Consider the following 15550-nt stretch of genomic DNA (forward strand, 5'->3'; position numbering starts at 1 on the left):
AGGAAATTACGAACCGATATGTTACTTAGTATGATGAGGTCAAAGCGCTATAGCGACGGGGCATTCCCGGTGTGAGTGACGTCACAGGGAGAGGTGGACGGGCAATGGCGGTGGGACGACCGCGGGAGTTCGACCCCGATCAGGTTGTGGACGAGGCGATGAAGCTGTTCTGGGCGCGCGGCTTCGATGGCGTCTCGATCTCCGATGTCACGGCCGCGACCAAGGTCAACCGCCGCAGCATCTATTCCGAGTTCGGCTCGAAAGAGAAGCTGTACGAGCGGGCCATCCAGCGCTACCTCGCCGGGCACGGAGGTTATGTCGTTGCGGCGCTGGCGCTGCCGACCGCCCGTGGTGTCGCCGAAGCGATGGTGCACGGTGCGGCCGACACGACCAGCGGCGACCCGCACGGTTGCCTGACAGTAGACAATGGCCCGGGACTCGCCGACATACGCGAGGCCACCGTGCATCGGATCGCCGAACGATTCGACGATGCGGTGGCCGACGGCGAACTGTCCGGAGTCGACACCGTGGTGCTCGCGCGCTGGATCGCCGCGGTGTGTCAGGGCATAGCGATCCAGGCGCGCAGCGGAGCGAGCCGCGCCGATCTGCACGCGCTGGCCGACCTGGCGTTGGCCGGCTGGCCCGGTCCGCGGTAGCCCCGGGTCAGCGCAGCGCGGCGATGACCTTCGCGAAGGCTTCGGCGTGGTTCTGCTGGACGGTGAAGTAGCTCAGCCCGTATCTGCGGCGGTATTCCCGCAACGTGTCCGCCATCTCGTGCGGTGACCCGGACAACACGGCGGGCATGGCCAGCAACTCCTGGTCTGACAGGGTCGGGGCGAACCGGCGGGTCAGAGACAGGTCGGGCAGCCCGGAGGCATCGGTCGGCACCGCCGTGATGGCCAGGTTCAGTTCCAGATCGTCGAACCGATCACCGGCGGCCGCGCGGACAAAGGAGATCCGTTCTGCCAGTGCATCGGCCGCGCCGGCCACCCGCGCCCCGGTCATGCCGATGATGCCGGCGTGCCGGGCCGCCACGGTGAGCAGCCGATCACCGCTGCCGGCAATCAGGATCGGCACCCGCGGCTGATGCGTCGCCACGTAGGTGGTCAGGTGCTCCAGGTACTCGATGCGCCGGCCGGCGCTGGGGAACGGCACCTCGGCGGCTTCGAACTCCGCGCGGACGTAGCCGGCACCGAGACCGATCTCCAGCCGGCCACCGGAGAGCAGGTCGGTGTCGGCGATGTCGCGGGTCAGCAGCGCCGGCTTGTAGAAGCAGGCGTTGAGCACGTAGGTGCCCAGCCGGATCGTCGTGGTGGCCGCCGCGGCAGCGACCAGTGCGGGGAAGGGGGCCGGGGCACCGAGATGATCGGGCACGTGGAGCACGTCGTACCCGGACCCCTCCAGCCGTCGTGCGGTCTCGGCCAACACGGCAGCGGACCGCACCGTGTGCAGGCCCACGCCGAAGCGAAACTGCTTGTCCACCAACTACCTCCTACACAGTCCAGGAGCGGGCTGCGGCGGCCAGACCGCGTACCAGCGCCGCGGTGACCGGCGACAGGCCGTCCTCGCCGGGCGGCTGGCTGCGCGGGCTGATGCCCCGCACCCGAGGCGACAGCTCCAGCTGGGTGCCCCCGCCCCGGACCTGGTTCACCGGGTTCGCCGGGTGCAGGCCCCGCAATCCCACCGGGATCGCGTCGAGATCGGTGATGACCTGATAGCCCGGCAGATCGAGGCATCGGGTGACGTGCGCAGCCAGCCCGCGGTTGCGCCCGCCCGCCAGCAGGTGGGTACTGCGTCCGATCCGGCCATATCCGTGCAGCGAAACCACGACGTCGACATGTGCCAGAAATGCGGCAAGCCGTGCGGACTCCGCGGCGAGGTAGCGCGTCGAGGGCAGGTGTCGCGCATAGTCCTCGGGGTGCCGCACCAGATACACCGACGCGTCGGCGGCGTCGGCGGCGCGGTCGGCGATCACATCGGTCATCTGCTCCAGGCCGCCGCCGTGAATGGCCAGGAAACCGAACCGCGACCGCAGCCGGCTCTCCTCGACGACCCCGGACTCGGACAGCAGTTCCGAAAGCGACTGCGGCGCCGCGTTATTGGCGGGCGAGGTGCGCAGCGGCCACTGGAGCGGATCCCAGCGGCGCAGGAACTCGATCCACGCCGGGGGCAGCCGGTGCTGGACGGCGGCGCCGATGATGCGCTCCAGGTAGCCGTCGCGCGGAGCGCCGGGCTGCACTCGATGGTCGATGTACACCCAGGCCGGCGCCGGCCCGTCGGTGGTGTGCACCGTAAGCCGGTCGCGGCGGTAGCGCACCGGGACACCCTCGGCGCTGTCCAACGCGGCCAGGTCGCGGTCGGACACCCGCCACAGCACCCCGTGCACCCTTGAGCCCGGGAACGGCTCGACGGTGGCGACACCGCGCTGATTGATCAGCCAGTCGTGGTCGGCCAGCGTCGCCGGGCGAGGATCCGACGCCTCGGGACAGCGGCGCGCCATCTGCTGCACGCACAGATTGGACCCGTACGCGAAGTAGATATGGGGCGCCATCGGTCGTCAGCGTGGCGGACGTGCCGGGGGAGCCGGGGGTGAGGGCGGTGGCCGGGTGTCGGCGCCGGACGTCTCTTCGGGTTGCGCCGCCGGGAAAACCCACTTGCCGGACAGGATCTCCTGTCGCGGCTGGTAGAGCCGCACCAGATAGTTCCATCCCGGCGTGATCGGCAGGCAGTTGACGACGTTGGGCGAGCACCCGCCGAACTGCACGGTCACCGATCCATCTTGCGCCTTCACCGCGGTGATGTCATTGACCGAGTAGGCCTGCTGCGGGTTCTCGGTGAAGTAGCCGTTCTTGTTGTAGACACTGACCGACCAGAAGGCTTTCACCGGAACGTCTTCGACGGTGAGCCGGTACACGGTGTTGCCGTCGTTGCGGGCCGGGGTGACGTTGAGGTACAGCGCATCCTTTTCGGGGTTGCCGCCCCAGGCCGCGGCGGCTCCGATCAGGTGCCGCACCGGGTCGGTGTCGGCCAGGGTGCCGAACATGCCCCGGGTGTCGGGGATGGTCTCGGCCAACACCAGCAGCGCGTCGCCGACCTTCTTCTGGCTGACCGGGTCCCACCGCGGCACTTCGAAGCTGCCGGAGTCCTCCTGGCTCACGATGATCTGGTCCTGCAGCCGGCGGGCCGCACCCAGATCCGCCGGGTCCTTGGGGTCGGCCAGGATGCGGACGGCCACCATGACGTAGCGGGTGCCGACCTGCTGTTGATCCAGGGTGTGCTCACCGCCGCCGTAGAACATGTCGGTGACGTATTCGTCCTGGTTGATCACCTGCGCCGACATGTACCGCTCACCCGGATCGGGCAGTGTGATCGTCACCGGAGCGGCCTGCAGGTCGAACACCGCGGCCGAGTACAAGGTGTCGCGGTTGGACCGCACCACCAACTGACGGTCGATCGGGGTGACATCGCGCATGTGGAAGAAGCGGCCGAAGCCGTTCTCGTTGACGACGTTGGTGAATTCCTGATCGGTCACGGCCCGCACGAAGTTGTCCGGTGACACCAGCACCATGCCGTTCGGGGTGCTGCGGGGCGCCTGGTGCGCCAGCGGGTCCGGTCCGGACTTGGTCACCGTCAGTCCGCATCCGGCGAGTGCGAGCACCGCCGCCGCCAGGCCGAACGCAGAAACCCGTCGCTTCGACATGCAGCGCAACCTACCCGCCGCCGCCGGCCGATGTCGGCAATGGGGATGCGGACACAGGCACCGGCGCACGGCACCGCGGTTGCGCGGGAACTCTTGCACCGGGTCTGGTCCGGACGTATGGTCCAACATTAGATTTTGCTGTTAATCAGACGAGTAACTCGTTAATCCATAATCGGGGGAAGTGGCCGTGGACTTGACCGCGAGTGCCGGATCGAAACGCGCGTCCCAGGTTCGCGGGCGGCGGTACGGGATCGCCGCAGCCGCCGTCGGCACCGCGCTGTCGATGCTGGCCGGCGCCCCGTTTGCCACCGGCGGCAACGCCGCGCCCGCGGTGACATTGACCGCGGGATATCAGCAGGCACTCGATGCCCTGCTCGACGCCATGAAGCAGGCGCAGGCCTTCGACCTGTCACTGCCGTATGCCTCGCCCGGCGACGCGGACACGCTGATGACGATGATCCAGAACACCAACTATCAGCTGATCACGACCGGATTGTCGCGGGTCACCGAGCTGTTCAACGGGGTGTTCTTCCGATCGCCGGAAGTGGTCGCCGGTACCGTCGCCGACTCGCGCCAGTATTTCGACTACTTCACTCCCGACATCAACTACCACGTCACCGCGGGGCTGGCGCCCGGTGCGACCTACGTGCTCACCGGAACCGTCGGTGGGGCGACCGAGCACATGTCGATCAGCACCATGGCCGTCACTGGTGCCACCGCGCACACCATCGAGGACCTGGAACTCAACCACGGCCTGGTGGTCGATGCCAACGGCAACTTCACCGTCTACATCGGACCGGAAGCGCCGGCGGGTGCGGTCAACTTCCTGGACTCCACGGACGCCACCGTCGGCGGCGCCGCGTCCCTGCTGATCCGCGACATGATGGGCGACTGGGCCAAGGGTCCGGCCAACATCAGCCTGCAGTGTGTGGCCGACTGCCCGCCGTTCTTCGCCATCCCGGCCGGCGGATTCTTCCCCAGCGACGGCGGCGGAACCGACGTGCCGACCGAGCCGGCCAACATCGGTTCCGTCGACGACGTGTTGAACATGCTGTTCAGCGCCTTCGCCCAGATCGTGGTGCCGTTCAACCAGCGCAGCATCGAAGGTGGCGCATCGGTGGGCATGGAGGTGCCCGCCAACACGATGATGCACCTGGCGCCCGAGACCAGCTTCGGGGTCGGCCTGGAGTCCGCGGTTGTCACCGGCGGCAACTGGGAGCTGGATCCCGGTGAGGCACTGATCCTGAAGGTGCCGACCCTGGACGGGGCCTACAGCGGCATCGAGTTGATGAACGTCTACGGCGGGGCATTGCCCTACGTCATGGCCCAGACCACCCTGAACAACACCACCACCTACCACGCCGAGGACGGCTACACCTATTACGTCATCAGCGGCGAGAATCCGGGTGTGGCCAACTGGCTGGACACCGGCGGACTCAGCACAGGTGAGATCTTCGCGCGCTTCGAGAACCTCGACGATCGTGCCGCCGCGATCGGCTTGGGCGTGGAGACCCATGTGGTGCCGATCAGCGACATCGACGAGTACCTGCCCACCGACACTCCGACCGTCAGCCCGGAGGAGTTCGCCGCCGACATGGCCCGGCGCGTGTTCTCCTACGACTACGCGCTGGACGTGGCCCGGATCCACGCCCAGCCGGCCTGGGTGCTGCAGCACCTGGAGCTGAACGCGCTGTCGGCTCTGATGGGCAGGGATAACTTCGAGTCGGTGTTCGGCAGCCAGCCCTTCACCCCGATCGAGTTGCGGTTCACTGACGCGCTGAGCCCGGACTGGGATGTCGTCATGCGCAGCGTCTTCGACCACCCGATGGAAAGCCTGACCTCGGTGTGGAACGCCCTGCCGGTGTTGAGCAGCGATATCACCTTGCCGATCACGCTGGCGCTGGCCCAGACCGCCATGTCGGTGGTCATGCCGCAGATGCTGCTCACCGCTATCGACGACGCGCTGTTCAATCCGAACACCAGCATCCTGGCCGGGCTGCTCAACGCCCGCGACGACCTGGCGACGGCGATCTTGAGCGGTAACGACGATTGGCCCACCGAGCTGAGTGCGCAGGCGGCCCAGCAGTGGGCGAACATGGCGGACCTGATCGCGGACACCCCGAGCTTCAGTCTGGCGGATCTGTTCGGCGGCTGACCCGGCAGTTTTTCTTCGGTTTTTCCTTCAAGGCAGCTTCGAAGCTTGGTAGCCTGAGCTGTTTCATTTGCCGATGCCGCCTGAGGAAGGTTAGGCCATGGCTCGTCGACGTCTCAGGGGAAAAGGCCCGACAACACGTAAGGCGATGGGGCGTCACCGCCGGAGCGCGGTCGGGATGACGGGCGCCATCAGCGCATTTGTGACGGTGGGACTGGGGCAGCTGGCCACGCCCGAAGCTCAGGCCGATGAGTTCGACCTCTTCATCGACCAGGTCCTCACGTCGATCACCGGTTTCTTGGAGCAGGACTGGGTCAGCAACGCCTTGGGGGCGCAGCTGGACACCGAGCTCGTCAGCTGGCTCACCAGCCTGGATCCGGTTGGCGCGGTCGGCGCCGACGCGCAGTTGATGAGTCAGAACCTGCTGGTCAACCCCGGCTTCGAAATAGCGGACCCCTCCGGGTCGGGCTACAGCGGGGTGACCATCCCGGGCTGGACCGAGACCGGCACCCCGACCGTCATCGCCTACGGCACCCCGGTCGGTTATCCGTCGCCACTCTCGTCGCCGCTCCCTACGGTGACGGGGTTGTTCGGCTTTCCGCAGAACGCGCCCCCGGGCGGCGGCGACAATTTCGCCGGCGGCGGACCGGTGGGCACCTCCACCATCAGCCAAACCGTCGACCTCACCGGTGCGGCCGGAACGCCGTACACGCTGAGCGCGGACCTCGGCGGCCAAACCTGGAACCCGTCGTATGCCACCGTGCAGGTCAGCTTCCTCGACGCCAACGGGCACGTGCTGGGCACCGGCGCGCTCAACCCGGTCACGGTATGGGATCGCCTGGGCTTCACCGGGTTTGAGGAACGCGAGATCACCGGGACGGTTCCCGAGGGCACCACCTCCGCGCAGGTGACCACGACCTTCACCGACACCAACCAGTACCTCGGCGCCTACAACGGCGCCTACGCCGACAACGAGTCGTTCACCGTCGGCGATCCCAACCTCGCCCCGGCGCCGCTGCTCCCACCGGACTCCGATGTCGGTCACCTGGATCACGTGTTCGTGATCTACATGGAGAACAAGGGCTTCGACGACATCGTCGGCAGCCCCAACGCGCCATACATCAACAGCTTGATCAACACCTACGGGTCTGCGAACAACTACTACGCGCTGAGCCATCCCAGTGATCCCAACTACATCCGGGTCCTGGGCGGCTCCGACTTCGGCATCGACTACAACTCCGCCCCGAACTCCATCGACGCACCGAACCTCATGCAGGAAATGGATCAGGCGGGCATTTCGTGGGCCGGCTACGCGCAGAGCATGCCGTCCCCAGGTGCCATCGTGTCATCGGGTGACTACGCCGCCGACGAGCTGCCCTTTACCCAATTCAGCTACGTCTACGGCAACACCCCCGATTACCTGGAAGAGCACCTGCTTCCGCTGACGCAGTTGGCCACCGATCTCGCTCACCCGAGCACCTTCCCGGGATTCACCTGGATCGCCGCCAACGAGGACAACAACATGGAAGGCCCGGTCGATACGTTTAGTGGGATTCTGCAGTTCATCGCCACCCAGTTGACCGACCATCAGTACAACGTCGCGGCGGGCGACCAGTTCCTCCAGCAAGAGATCTCCACCATCGAGAACTCGGCACTGTGGAATGACCCGACGCAGAAGGACGCGATCATCATCACGTTCGACGAGGACAACAACAACCTGTCGCTGGGCTTCGGCAACCAAGGCAATCACGTTCCGATGATCGTCATCCCGAGCGAGGGCGCGGTGACGCTCGGTGGAATGCAATCGGGCAACTTCACCACCGACGACTACTACAACCAGTACAGCCTGATGGCCACGATCGAGGACGCCCTGCGTGGTGCGCCCGGAACACTGGCCCCGCTCACCGACAACGACATGTACGCCACACCGATGAATGCCTTCTGGAAGTAATGGTGCCCCCGGGCAGATTCGAACTGCCGACACCGGCTTTAGGAGAGCCGTGCTCTATCCCCTGAGCTACGGGGGCGGGGACCTGCGACCTATCGGAAGCGGTGGGGAGAACTCTAGTGGATCGTTGCGAGACGCACGCTGCGAGACGGGGCGTTCCTGGCTTCACTCGCTGGCGGTGCCTTTGGCGCGCTGGTAGTGCCGACGCGCCTTCATCCGGTTGCCGCAGATGGCCATCGAGCACCACCGCGCGGTGTTGGGCTTGCTGCGATCGATCAGGAACAGCCGGCAGTCGGGATTTGCGCACGGGCGAAGGCGTCCGGGACTGGCGATCCGCAACGCATCCCAGGCCAGTAATGCCCGTGCCGCGACCGGCGATGTCCCGCGGGTGGTCAGTGTCCAGGTGAGGCCCTCATCGCTGAGAGCGGGGGACAGGCCGACTCCGGTGAGGAACGGCGCCAACGCCTGCGGCGTCCGGTCCCCGCGCACCACGTCTTGCAGCGCATCCCGCAGGTCGATGAGTTCCTGTAGCTGCTGTTCGTTTGCCGGGCCGGCGTTGTGGGAATTCAACCAGGCTCGTGCTGTGACCGGGTCCTCGAGTTCGTCGCGGGCCACGCCGTCGATGACGGGGGTGGAGTTGAGCAACTCCAACAGCAGCGCCTCGTCGGCGGGCCCGGCCGCAACGATATCCATGTAACCCCTAAACGTGTATTGACAGGTTACACCTGAGGTGTTTGACTCGTCCTAACTGGCAAAACTGATTTAAGGGGTTAGATATGGTTTCCATGGTGCGACACCACTACGCGACCGTCGACGGGCACCGGTTGTTCTACCGGGAGGCGGGTAACGCCGATGCGCCGGCGATCGTGCTGCTGCACGGCTTCCCGACGAGCTCCTACATGTTCCGGGACCTCATCCCCCTCCTGGGCGAGGACTATCACGTCATCGCCCCCGACTACCTCGGCTTCGGCTACTCCGACATGCCGCTGGTGGCCGACTTCGACTACACCTTCGACAATCTCGCCCAGCTCACTCAAGGGCTCCTGGACCAGCTCGGGCTGGACCGCTATGCGATCTACGTTCAGGATTACGGCGCGCCGATCGGCTGGCGGCTGGCCCTGAGCCGGCCGGGATCCATCAGTGCGATCGTCACGCAGAGCGGCAACGGTTATGACGAGGGCTTCATCGAGGGCTTCTGGAAGACCGTCTGGGACTACCAGCGTGAGCAGACCCCCGAGACGGAAGCGGCCATCCGCACGGCGCTGGAGCCGGAGTCGCTCGCCTGGCAGTACCTGGCCGGTGTACCCGATGAATCCCTGGTCAGCCCCGATACCTGGACCCTGGACAGCGCCCTGTTGTCGCGGCCGGGCAATGACGAAATTCAGCTCAAGCTGTTCCGGGACTACGCCACCAATGCGCCGATGTATCCCGCGCTGCACGACTACCTGCGCACCAGCGGAGTCCCGGTGCTGGCCGTCTGGGGACAGGGCGACCCGATCTTCGGGCCGGACGGTGCCCGAGCGTTCAGCCGGGACGCCCGCGACGCCGAAATCCATCTGCTCGACGGCGGCCACTTCTTACTGGAGACTGCCGCAGATGAAGTCGCGCAGTTGATCAAAGACTTCTTGCACCGAGTCAACGGGCGCTGACCGGCATGGCCGGCGCAGTGCGGCCCGCGGTGCTGGTGTTCGACGTCAATGAGACGCTCATCGACATCGAAGCGTTAGAGCCGTTGTTCGCAAGGGTTTTCGGCAGACCCGGGGTGCTTCGGGAGTGGTTCGGCCAACTTGTCATCTACTCGATGACCGTCACCCTGGCGAACTGTTATACGGATTTCTTCACCCTCGGGCAGTCCGCGTTGCGCATGCTCGCCGAGATACACGGCGTTGAGTTGGCCGACGGCGATGCGGCGGCCCTGGCCGACGCGATGGCCACCATGCCGGCGCATCCCGACGTCGCTGAAGGGCTGTCGCGACTGCGCGACGACGGTTACCGGTTGGTGGCGCTGACCAACTCGCCGATCCGTCCGGATCGCCCGACGGCATTGCAAAACGCAGGCCTGGAAGGCTATTTCGAGCGCCGGTTCAGCGTCGACGAGCTACGGCTCTTCAAGCCCGCAACGAGGTTGTATCAGTACACGGCACGTGAACTGGACGTGCGGCCTTCGGCCTGCATGATGGTCGCCGCGCACGCCTGGGACATCATCGGCGCACGATCCGCCGGGTTCGGCGGTGCCCTCATCACCCGTGCCGGCAACGCGCCGTTGCGGGCCGACGGGGTTCCCCACCCCGATGTCATCGCGGCTGACCTCGTCGATCTCGCTCGGCACCTGGCGCAAGCCTTCGAAAAATAGCACACACCAAAAGTATTCAGAGGAGATCACCATGGCTACCACCTCAACAATCCCGACTCACCCCACGGTGGTGCGAGAAACCCCGGGCGGCCCGACCATGCGCGCGATTGTGCTCAACGGCTTCGGGGGACTGGAGGCTTTGACCTACACCGAGATCCCCAAGCCGCTGCCCAAACAAGGTGAAGTGGTGATCAGGGTCAAGGGATTCGGCATCAACCACGCGGAAATGCACATGCGTCGGGGCGAATGGGCCGAGGCCGCAGAAGTAAGCGGCATAGAGTGCGTCGGCATCGTCGATTCCTGCCCCGGAGGGGAATTCCCGGTCGGCGCCAAAGTCGCGGCCCTGATGGGCGGACTCGGTCGCACCATCAACGGCAGCTACGCACAATTCACCCGGGTGCGCGCCGGCAATGTCGCGCTGATCGAATCGGAACTGCCGTGGGATCAGCTCGCCGCGTTGCCGGAAACCTACGCCACCGCATGGACCTGCCTGTTCCGCAACCTCAGCCTGAGCGCGGGGCAGACGATCGTGATTCGCGGGGCGACATCGTCTTTCGGCCAGGCGGCAGTGAAACTGGCCGTGGAAGCGCAAGCGCACGTCATCGCAACCACGCGTAACCGCGACCGATTCGAGCTGCTGACCTCGCTCGGCGCTGACCGTGCCGAGCTGGAGACTCCCGATCTGGGTGCCCACATCGCCGAAGCCAAACAGGTGGACGCCGTCCTCGATCTCGTGGGCAACAGCACGATTCTGGACTCCTTGGACATGCTGCGCCGGGGCGGTACGGCGTGTCTGGCCGGCTGGCTCGGCGGCCTGGACCCGATCGCGGACTTCAACCCGCTGTTGCAGATGGCCAGCGGTGTCAACCTGAGCTTCTTCGGCAGCTTCGTGTTCGGCAGCCCCGGGTTTGCGCTCTCGGATGTTCCGCTACAGGACATCGCCGACAAGGTGCGCGACGGTCGACTGGCGGCCGCGCCTTCACACGTGTTCTCCTTCGACCAGATCCGCGAGGCGCATCGCGTCATGGAAAATGGGGAAGCCGCCGGAAAAATGGTGGTGGTACTCGACTGAGATCGTCGGCGATCGGACTTCACCGCGAATCCGGCCCCAGCGCCACGATCAGTTCCAGAATCGTTCGCGGGTCGTTCAGCCGGTCGCCGTAGAGCTCGCGCAGCTGCGTCATCCGGTAGCGCACGGTCTGGGCATGAACGAACAGGTCGGCGGCGACGGCCGTTCGCTGACCCTGGTGCACCACCCAGGACCGCAATGTCTCGGTCAACCGGTCAGCGGTGCTGGGCCGCAGTCCGGCCAGCGGGGCGAGGACCTGGCGTCGAAGGTCGTCGGTGGCCTCGCGGTCTGCGGTCAGGACCAGTTCGAGGAGGTGCTCGTCGGTGTCGACTACGTCGACGTCGTCGGGGACCGCCAGGGCACGAGCCCGCAGCGCACGGTGATAGGACGACTGGGTCGACGTCCACGGCCGCGCCGGCCCGACCAGCGCCCGTCGGCCCCGCAATGCCGAGCACAGTTGGCCGCGGTACTGGCCGTCCAGATCGGGGACCAGCAGCACGGCCAGCGCAGCGGCTGGGTCGACGCCCGGCAGGTCCTCGCTGAGTTGCAGGGTCGACGGGCCGAATCGTGCTGCCAGGCCGCGGGTCTGCGTCTCGGCCATGACCACCGCGGTCAGGGTGGCCGGTGGCTGCCAGCCGGCCTTGTCCGCGCTGGCGCGCAACGTCTCGGGTGACTCGCCGGCGAGCAGCTGGCGGGCCAGTTGTTCGAGATAGCGTTGCCGGACCCGTCCCGTGGTGGCCAGCTCGTCGGCGTGGCCGGCCACGCTGGAGGCCGACAGTTCGTCGATGAACGCGAACACCAGCTCGGCGAACCGTGCCACGGTGCCGGCGGCCAGACCGGCACCCACGACGGTGGCCGACAGTTCCCGCCAGGCCACCCGGGCACCGACGCGGTAGGCCGACAGCAACACGTCTGCGGAGCGGCCCTGGCGGGCCTCGCCGCGCCCGAGTTCGTAGGCCCCGTCCAGCGCGGGTGACAAGGTCGCGGCCGGATCGGAACCCTGAGCGCCCACCGCCAGCCGCAGGAAGGCGCTGAGTGCCATCTGTACGGCGTTCTCGATGGTCTGACCCATTCGACCGCTGAACGCGTCGCGGTAACTGGGCACCTCGACGGTCACCGCGCTGACGGTGCGCGCGGCCATCCGCGGAAGCACTGCCTGCAACGACGCAGCGACGTCATCGGGCAGCTCCAAACCAGTGAAGCGCGGGGGATGCTCCGGCAAATTTGTTCCCTAATGATAAAAAATTCCTGACGCTTCACACTTGACGGCCAAGAGTTTATACCCAAAGCGCAGCGATAGTGGTGGTATGACAACAACAGCACCCCGACCCACCGTCGTCGGCGCGTTGCGTGACCACGTCATCAAGCTCGCCGAACGAGTCACCAGCCCGCTGGTTCCTTCGGACTATCTCGACGTCATCGACCCGCTGCGCTCCTCGAGCGACCTGCGCGGACGCATCGTTGCCATTCATCCCGAAACGCGCGACGCGGTCAGCGTGGTCATCAAGCCGGGACGCGGCTGGCGCACCCACATCCCCGGCCAGTACATCCGCATCGGAGTCGACGTGGACGGCGTCCGGCAATGGCGCGCCTACTCGCTGACCTCCACCACCGGGCGGCCCGACGGCCACATCGCCATCACCGTCAAGGCCATTCCCGACGGGGTGGTCAGCAACCACCTGGTCCGGCGTGCCACCGTCGGCACCGTCGTCCAACTCGACCAGGCCACCGGCGACTTCACCCTCGGCGCCCGACCGCCCGCCAAGATCCTCTTCGTCACCGCGGGCAGCGGCATCACCCCGGTGATGGGCATGCTGCGCAACCTGTCAGATCGGCATGCTGATGTGGTGGTGGTGCACTCGGCGCCGACCGCCGAGGACGTGATTTTCGGCGGCGAGCTGCGGATGATGGCGAGCCAGGGCCGTATCCGGCTGGTGGAGCGGCACACCGACGTCGACGGGATGCTCGACGTCGCCGACCTGGATAGCCTGGTCGGCGACGTCGCCGAGCGGCAGACCTGGGCGTGTGGCCCGGCCGGGATCCTCGACGCCCTGCAGGCACGCTGGGACGCCGACGGCATCACCGATCAACTGCACATCGAGCGGTTCCGGCCGGCCGTGATCGCCGCGGGCGACGGCGGCACCGTCACTTTCCAGAAGTCTCGAACCGTCGTCGAGGCCGGCGGGACGCAGACCCTGCTCGACGCCGGCGAAGCCGCGGGCGTCCTGATGCCGTCGGGCTGCCGGATGGGCATCTGCTACGGCTGCGTCGTCCCGCTGCGCCAAGGCGCCGTGCGCGACTTGCGCACCGGCGACCTCACCACCGCAGCGCCCGGCGACAACGTCGCCATCCAGACCTGCGTGTCCGCCGCGGCGGGCGCCTGCGACATCGACCTGTAGAAACCCCTCTCGCAAGGAGAACCGATATGACTGCCCTGCAACGCAAAACCGACAACCCGATCGCCCACCTCACCGAGGAGGACATCGAGAACCTCGGCGCCGAGCTCGACGCCATCCGCGCACAGGTGATCGCCGGCCGCGGTGAGCGCGACGCCGCCTACATCCGCAAGGTCATCGACGGCCAGCGAAAGCTGGAACTGAGCAGCCGCGCCATCCTGCTGTTCTCGCTCTTCCCGCCGGCCTGGATCGCCGGCACCGCAGGCCTGGCCGTCTCCAAGATCATCGAGAACATGGAGATCGGGCACAACGTGATGCATGGTCAGTGGGACTGGATGCGCGACAACAAGATTCACTCCACCACCTGGGAATGGGACAGCGCCTCGCCGTCGGAGATGTGGAAGCACTCGCACAACGAGTTGCACCACACCTACACCAACGTGCTCGGTAAGGATCAGGACCTGGGCTACGGCATCATGCGGGTCGATGAAGACCAGCGCTGGAAGCCGTTCTACCTCGCTCAGCCGCTGACCAACTTCGTCAACGCCTGCATCTTCCAATACGGCATCGCAGGCTATGACCTGCAGATCGGCAGATTCCTGAAGGGCAAGACCGACGAGGATGTGTTCCGCCGCCAGGCCAAGGAGGTGCTGGTGAAGATCGGGCGGCAGATGCGCAAAGACTATGTGCTGCATCCGCTGATGTCCGGACCTTCGGCGCCGGCGACGTTCACCGCGAACCTCACCGCCAACCTGATCCGTAACCTGTGGACGCACTCGGTGATCATGTGCGGCCACTTCCCCGAGGGGGTGCAGACCTATGAGAAGACCTCGATCGACGGCGAGAGCCGTGGCCAGTGGTACCTGCGCCAGATGCTCGGCTCGGCCAACATCTCCGGCAGCCCGTGGATGCACTTCATGACGGGCAATCTGTCGTTCCAGATCGAGCACCACCTGTTCCCCGACCTGCCCAGCAACCGTTACCAGGAAATCGCACCCAAGGTGCAGGAACTCTTCGTGCGCTACGGACTCGACTACGTCAGCGGACCACTGCCCCAGCAGGTCGCCTCGGCCTGGAAGAAAGTGTTCCGCCTCTCCCTCCCGAACGACTTCGCGCGCAAGGCCGCCGCGGCGATCAGCCCTGGCAACGTGACCCAGGCGATCTTCGGCAGGTTGCCGGCCCAGACGGGCGAAGCCGCCTGATGGCGGCACAAACCGCCACCGCACAACACGGATCACCAGCGGCCAACGGCGCGGATTGCGCAGGCTGAGGCGAGGATCAGGGCGTGCGGCCGGATCGGCTCGTGTTACGTCCCGACGCATCAGGCCGTGATACCGCAACCACAGTCAGCAATTCGTCGAGCCCTCGGAAGTCTTCGGCGTTGGTGGTGAACAAGGGAAGATCTTCGGCGACAGCAACCGCGGCGATCATCAGATCGGCGACTCGGCGGCGCGGTTTGCGCCCCGCACTGATGACCGCAGCGCACAACCTGCCGTAGATCCGTGCGGCCTCCGCGGTGAAGGGGATCGGGTCGAACTCGTTCTCGGCACGCTGGAGCACGTCCAGGCGGCGGGCCCGTTCGGTGGGCTCGTCGTACTCGTCCTGCTCGTCGTTTCGGCGCACCTCGTGCGGTCCCGCCGACAGCTCCGCCAGGGTTATCGCGCTGATCGCCATCGCCTCGGGTAACTGCTGCGGGTCGATCCACCGGCGCAGAATCATGATGTTGGTGTCGAGGAGCCCCTGTTCGTGGTCAGCGGGCATACGGATCGCTTACATCCTGGTCGGCCAGGGCATCCTGGTCGGTACGGAATGCGTCTAGCGAAATGGCCGGAGCGCCGCGTGACATCGCCGCGAACTCCGTGCGGGACACGAACCGCTTACGGCCGCGTAGCGGAACCAATTCGCCGATCTGATGACCATCTCGGGTGACGG

At 66.3% G+C, this 15550-nt stretch carries 15 protein-coding genes and 1 tRNA gene; 8 read left to right on the plus strand and 8 right to left on the minus strand.

The features are described 5' to 3' along the window. The first annotated feature begins 104 nt into the window (after positions 1–104). Complete coding sequence (locus A5771_RS19085) at positions 105–656, plus strand: TetR/AcrR family transcriptional regulator (protein WP_064856757.1); 552 nt, start codon at positions 105–107, stop codon at positions 654–656. A 7-nt stretch (positions 657–663) separates the two neighbouring features. On the opposite strand, the gene A5771_RS19090 is transcribed toward A5771_RS19085, so the two are convergent. Genes A5771_RS19090 through A5771_RS19100 form a run of 3 tightly spaced genes read right to left on the minus strand, consistent with a single transcriptional unit; the run spans position 664 to position 3559 of the window. Continuing rightward, on the minus strand, positions 664–1482 hold the full coding sequence (locus tag A5771_RS19090; RefSeq protein WP_064856758.1) for a TIGR03621 family F420-dependent LLM class oxidoreductase: 819 nt from the start codon (positions 1480–1482) through the stop codon (positions 664–666). Positions 1483–1492: 10 nt separating this feature from the next. Then, entirely contained in the window at positions 1493–2551 is a 1059-nt protein-coding gene (locus A5771_RS19095) for a poly-gamma-glutamate hydrolase family protein (RefSeq protein ID WP_064856759.1), read from the minus strand. Between the two features lie 6 nt (positions 2552–2557). Beyond that, positions 2558–3559: a DUF1214 domain-containing protein gene (locus tag A5771_RS19100; RefSeq protein ID WP_234783122.1), complete on the minus strand. Its 1002-nt coding sequence runs from the start codon at positions 3557–3559 to the stop codon at positions 2558–2560. A gap of 328 nt (positions 3560–3887) precedes the next feature. Here A5771_RS19100 and A5771_RS19105 point away from each other — a divergent pair, with 328 nt between their 5' ends. Together A5771_RS19105 and A5771_RS19110 are read left to right on the plus strand one after the other, a co-directional pair. Beyond that, entirely contained in the window at positions 3888–5855 is a 1968-nt protein-coding gene (locus A5771_RS19105; protein WP_064856778.1) for a hypothetical protein, read from the plus strand. A 175-nt stretch (positions 5856–6030) separates the two neighbouring features. Next, positions 6031–7803, plus strand: a complete 1773-nt coding sequence (locus A5771_RS19110; protein WP_082947327.1) for an alkaline phosphatase family protein — start codon at positions 6031–6033, stop codon at positions 7801–7803. On the opposite strand, the gene A5771_RS19115 is transcribed toward A5771_RS19110, so the two are convergent. After that, positions 7804–7879 (minus strand) — tRNA-Arg (locus A5771_RS19115). A gap of 86 nt (positions 7880–7965) precedes the next feature. Next, a complete protein-coding gene (locus A5771_RS19120) occupies positions 7966–8493 on the minus strand; it encodes a CGNR zinc finger domain-containing protein (RefSeq protein ID WP_064856761.1) in 528 nt (175 codons plus the stop codon). Positions 8494–8576: 83 nt separating this feature from the next. Here A5771_RS19120 and A5771_RS19125 point away from each other — a divergent pair, with 83 nt between their 5' ends. Genes A5771_RS19125 through A5771_RS19135 form a run of 3 tightly spaced genes read left to right on the plus strand, consistent with a single transcriptional unit; the run spans position 8577 to position 11225 of the window. Further along, positions 8577–9449, plus strand: a complete 873-nt coding sequence (locus tag A5771_RS19125) for an alpha/beta fold hydrolase (RefSeq protein ID WP_064856762.1) — start codon at positions 8577–8579, stop codon at positions 9447–9449. A gap of 5 nt (positions 9450–9454) precedes the next feature. After that, positions 9455–10153 carry a haloacid dehalogenase type II gene (locus tag A5771_RS19130; RefSeq protein ID WP_064856763.1) on the plus strand — a complete coding sequence of 233 codons (699 nt, stop codon included), beginning with the start codon at positions 9455–9457 and terminating at the stop codon, positions 10151–10153. A 31-nt stretch (positions 10154–10184) separates the two neighbouring features. Then, positions 10185–11225 carry a zinc-binding alcohol dehydrogenase family protein gene (locus A5771_RS19135; RefSeq protein WP_428844425.1) on the plus strand — a complete coding sequence of 347 codons (1041 nt, stop codon included), beginning with the start codon at positions 10185–10187 and terminating at the stop codon, positions 11223–11225. A gap of 19 nt (positions 11226–11244) precedes the next feature. Here A5771_RS19135 and A5771_RS19140 read toward each other — a convergent pair whose 3' ends face one another. Beyond that, a complete protein-coding gene (locus tag A5771_RS19140) occupies positions 11245–12444 on the minus strand; it encodes a PucR family transcriptional regulator (protein WP_064856764.1) in 1200 nt (399 codons plus the stop codon). 85 nt (positions 12445–12529) lie between these two features. On the opposite strand from A5771_RS19140, the gene A5771_RS19145 reads away from it, so the two are divergent. Together A5771_RS19145 and A5771_RS19150 are read left to right on the plus strand one after the other, a co-directional pair. Continuing rightward, a complete protein-coding gene (locus A5771_RS19145; protein ID WP_064856765.1) occupies positions 12530–13621 on the plus strand; it encodes a ferredoxin reductase in 1092 nt (363 codons plus the stop codon). A gap of 26 nt (positions 13622–13647) precedes the next feature. Next, on the plus strand, positions 13648–14820 hold the full coding sequence (locus A5771_RS19150; protein ID WP_064856766.1) for a fatty acid desaturase family protein: 1173 nt from the start codon (positions 13648–13650) through the stop codon (positions 14818–14820). Positions 14821–14896: 76 nt separating this feature from the next. Here A5771_RS19150 and A5771_RS19155 read toward each other — a convergent pair whose 3' ends face one another. After that, on the minus strand, positions 14897–15379 hold the full coding sequence (locus tag A5771_RS19155; protein ID WP_064856767.1) for a type II toxin-antitoxin system VapC family toxin: 483 nt from the start codon (positions 15377–15379) through the stop codon (positions 14897–14899). Continuing rightward, the coding region (locus A5771_RS19160; RefSeq protein ID WP_064856768.1) for a hypothetical protein at positions 15369–15550 on the minus strand (182 nt) is incomplete at its 5' end. The genes A5771_RS19155 and A5771_RS19160, both read right to left, overlap by 11 nt.

It is taken from the genome of Mycolicibacter sinensis (assembly GCF_001667375.1).
Classification (GTDB): Bacteria; Actinomycetota; Actinomycetes; order Mycobacteriales; family Mycobacteriaceae; genus Mycobacterium; species Mycobacterium sinense_A.